Below are 3,582 nucleotides of genomic sequence, written 5' to 3' on the forward strand. Positions count from 1 at the left end.
ACTCACCGACTTTGATGTCTTTCAAAGTAAACCAACCGAGCCCCACGTCAGCAACATCGTTATCTGAACAACCAACTAGAGTAGTAGCAAGCAATGCACTTAACAGCATCTTTTTCATTATTTTTGTCCTTAACTAGGAAAGATATTGATGAAATCTATCAGAGGTTTGCACCTAAAACAAAATTTAGCCACGGAAAGGTCTATGTGCGCTAGGTTTGTTGCGGGCTTCATGCTAATGTACTGCTCTAAACGAAGGTATCAAGATGAATGAACAACAGTTAGCCAGTATCGAGCGTAAAAATACATGGCTGTATGATCTGGTCGAAGTTGAATTTCCGACACCAGAGAGTTTGAAAGGGCGCGATGTCTATTTCAAAACGCTAGAAAAAGCAACCTATCAAGTAGTCGACAAAGACACATTACTGGAAAGTGACTCTGAATTTAACCCCGACGATATTTTTCTGGTCGATTTTCATCGACTGACCATTATGTTCTCTATCTTGCAATCTCAGCGCTGGGAACAGCAGTATGATAAAGATATGATCATTGAATATCTGACACAGATTATCCTCACGCCAGATTTTGAATTATATGTTGGTTTTAAATCTGGAGTCCCAATTGGTGCTGCTATTGTTAGCCATCTCGAAGGATATACACTCATCTCTGATGTTGCTGTTTCTGAATCAAAATACAAAAGCTCGTTTGTGGCTGATCTGGCTAAAAGACTAAGCACCGAGCAAAAACTGTTAGACTCAGTGGTTATCGAAGACTAACTTACACATCAATGTGCATAAAAAGTAAAGCAAGATGACGTTGGGTGATCTTGCTTAGAAAAACTGTAATTGCTCCCTTCTATTTCCATGAAATGCCAAGCTCGTCGTTTCAACAATCCCAAACTCAAATAAGATTAATCCAAACATTCTTAAAATCAGCTTGGGCTTGAGCCTTTAAGACGTCTGGAGATGGCTATGGCAATTACCAATATTAAGTGCGTGATATTTGACTGTGATGGTACGTTGGTCGACAGCGAAAGACTGTGTTGCCAAGCGCTCGTCAATGTATTTAACCAGCATGGGGCTGAGTTAACGATGGAAGAGTGCGTTTCTCACTTTAAAGGAGGAAAGCTCGCTGACATCCTTTTAGATACTAAAGAATTGAAAGATATCAAAGTCCCAATTGATGTTTTAGAGCCGCAATACCGAGAAGAAGTCCAGTCTCTTTTTGTGCGTCACTTACAGCCAATGGATGGCGCAAAACGATTAATTCAGTTTTTGGATTCGCATAATATCGAATATTGTGTGGCGTCTAATGGACCTAAAGATAAAATTGAATACGCTTTGGAGTTAACCGGTTTACTCGATGCTTTCCGAGGCAAAGTGTTCTCGGCATTCGATGCGAATAGTTGGAAGCCTGAGCCTGATTTAATCATGTACAGTGCTATGAGCATGGGCTTTTTACCAAGTGACTGTCTTTATATTGATGACACGCCTAAAGGAGTTGAGGCGGGACTAAACGCCGGTATCAAAACGATACAGTTATTTAATGGTGAAGCTATCAATCTTGTTGAGGACGAGCGTGTAATTCGCATCCATCATTTAGATGAATTAAAAGAGCAGCTGTGTGGCTGCTCTGTTTGACCTACTAATGGCAAACCGGACTCAAGCTGTGGATGTGCTTAAGTTTAGACTGTAGGTAAGGCGTTTGATGTAGACATTGGATAGATGAGAAGTTTTTTGTATGAAATCCGCAAGCAGCGCATGTGAATTTCTCGCCATCCGATGAAATGAGATATTCATCTCCTTGGCAGAGTGGGCAATTCAGGTTCTCTATGTCTTTTGTGTCTTTGTAATTATTCATATTGTTTTCCAGCAGCAAATTGGAATTGGCAAGATCAAGCATAGCGGAACGCTTTGTTTAAGAACATTATTTCATCCGGTACAGCGAGAACTTGAGATTCACTTCAAATATCCACTTGGATGTCGTAGAAAATATCGAAGGTAATAGTTGAACACGGCTTAAAGAAAAGGGCTCCTTAAGGAGCCCTTGTTGATCATAAGTTCCACAACGTTATGCGGTGCGGTAGCGTTGTAATATCTCACCAAGAGAAACGGAGGCTTGCGTGAGATTAGCGACGCCAGCGGTAGATTGCTCCGCCACTTCTCTGATTGTGCTTGATTGACTACGAATTTCTGAAAGTTCCGATGCAATATCGTTAGCAACTGCGCTTTGTTCTTCAGCAGATGTGGAAATCTGAATGCTCATGTCCATTAATGAGCGTGCTGACTCGGCAATAGAGGTAACATCATGGCCGATTTCATCAATAAGCTGGCTGCTGGTTTGAGCTTGCTGAACGGTTCGGTTGGTGATTGAAGCAATGTTCTGGCTCTCAATTTGAAGCTTCTCAATCATGGCTTGGATCTCTACTGTTGCCTGTTGAGTTCTGCTTGCTAATGTACGTACTTCATCGGCAACCACTGCAAATCCACGACCTTGTTCACCAGCACGGGCTGCTTCGATTGCTGCGTTTAGCGCCAACAGATTAGTTTGTTCTGAAATGGCGTTAATCGTTGTGATCACGTCATTAATCTGCGTCGTATTCTCGTTTAAATTGGTTACTGACGTAGAGGCTTGTTCAATATAGCTAGATAACGTCTCTATCTCGCCAATCACGTTTTGTACACGGCTTCTGCTTAGTTCGATCTTCTGGGCATCTTGGTCTGACTGCGTCGTTGCTTGTTGAGAAATACTTGATACCTCCTTTGCAGAGGCTGTCATTTCTTCCATTGCCGTCGCGACTGAATCAAGCGTTTGATATTGATGAGATATCTGGGTTTCACTCAACTGCATATCTTTTTCGAATGCAGAAGATGTCTCGCTCAACATCGTTGCATTATTTTTAACACTATTAACCAGTTCACTTAAGGTATCCATAGACTTGTCTAGCGCACAGCCGATGGTACCGAATTCATCTCGACCAGGATGGAAACCAAGACGAGAGGTTAAGTCACCGTCACCAATTTTTTCGGTTGTTGTATATAAAACCCACAGAGCTCCTCCGATAAACGTTGCCACCCAGTAAGAGAATAGGGCAAAAGGAATAACCCATAAGAAGCTGAGTAATAGTGACGATAGAGCTGATGATTTTAACGATTCGTATTGTGTGGACACATTTTGAGTCAGCTTAATCACTTCTCCAGAATGCAACTTGGCATAAGCGGTCACAGACCCATCGACAAAAGAACTCTCGCTTACGCGGTTCGATTTCGATACGCCGTCAATTTCTGTAGCGCGGTTTGATTGAGCATCAACGATACCAGAAAGCTTCGCTTCGCTCGCCGAGATGGCTTGCTGCTCAAATTGTTGTATTTCATTGAAGTAGCGGCTTCCAGCCACTGAAGTGAGGGCTACTAAAAACAGTAGGAATATAACCCACATTTTGTCGTTGATAGACATCTTGATAAACAGCCTGTCTATCGTTCTAAACTCAACTTCTCTCATTTAAAGCTCCATTAGAGATAAAAGATATTGACCAAATCTATTGCTATATCGAAACAAAATATGCGAAGTTAATCAGCAAAATAT

At 41.8% G+C, this 3,582-nt stretch carries 3 protein-coding genes and 1 pseudogene; 2 read left to right on the forward strand and 2 right to left on the reverse strand.

Annotated features, from left to right (window positions below):
• Positions 1–118, reverse strand: a pseudogene (locus tag CAG68_RS06725) (CreA family protein); the annotation flags it as partial.
• A gap of 145 nt (positions 119–263) precedes the next feature.
• Between CAG68_RS06725 and CAG68_RS06730 the strand changes: the two are divergent.
• The gene (locus CAG68_RS06730; RefSeq protein ID WP_161440945.1) at positions 264–773 is read left to right on the forward strand and encodes a flavodoxin; all 510 of its coding nucleotides are present in this window, start codon (positions 264–266) and stop codon (positions 771–773) included.
• A gap of 195 nt (positions 774–968) precedes the next feature.
• A complete protein-coding gene (locus CAG68_RS06735; RefSeq protein WP_138940251.1) occupies positions 969–1,637 on the forward strand; it encodes an HAD-IA family hydrolase in 669 nt (222 codons plus the stop codon).
• A gap of 430 nt (positions 1,638–2,067) precedes the next feature.
• Here CAG68_RS06735 and CAG68_RS06740 read toward each other — a convergent pair whose 3' ends face one another.
• Positions 2,068–3,498 (reverse strand): methyl-accepting chemotaxis protein, encoded by a 1,431-nt coding sequence (locus CAG68_RS06740; protein ID WP_005376380.1) that lies wholly within the window; start codon positions 3,496–3,498, stop codon positions 2,068–2,070.
• Positions 3,499–3,582: the final 84 nt, after the last annotated feature.

Origin of the sequence: Vibrio sp. V42_P2S4T144 (assembly GCF_009904715.1) — a bacterium.
In the GTDB taxonomy this organism is placed as follows: domain Bacteria; phylum Pseudomonadota; class Gammaproteobacteria; order Enterobacterales; family Vibrionaceae; genus Vibrio; species Vibrio alginolyticus.

Excerpts from the sequence above, each read along its gene's own strand:
- CAG68_RS06735 (WP_138940251.1), top strand. The coding sequence starts at position 969 with ATGGCAATTACCAATATTAAGTGCGTGATATTTGACTGTGATGGTACG.
- CAG68_RS06740 (WP_005376380.1), bottom strand. The coding sequence starts at position 3,498 with ATGAGAGAAGTTGAGTTTAGAACGATAGACAGGCTGTTTATCAAGATG.
- CAG68_RS06730 (WP_161440945.1), top strand. The coding sequence starts at position 264 with ATGAATGAACAACAGTTAGCCAGTATCGAGCGTAAAAATACATGGCTG.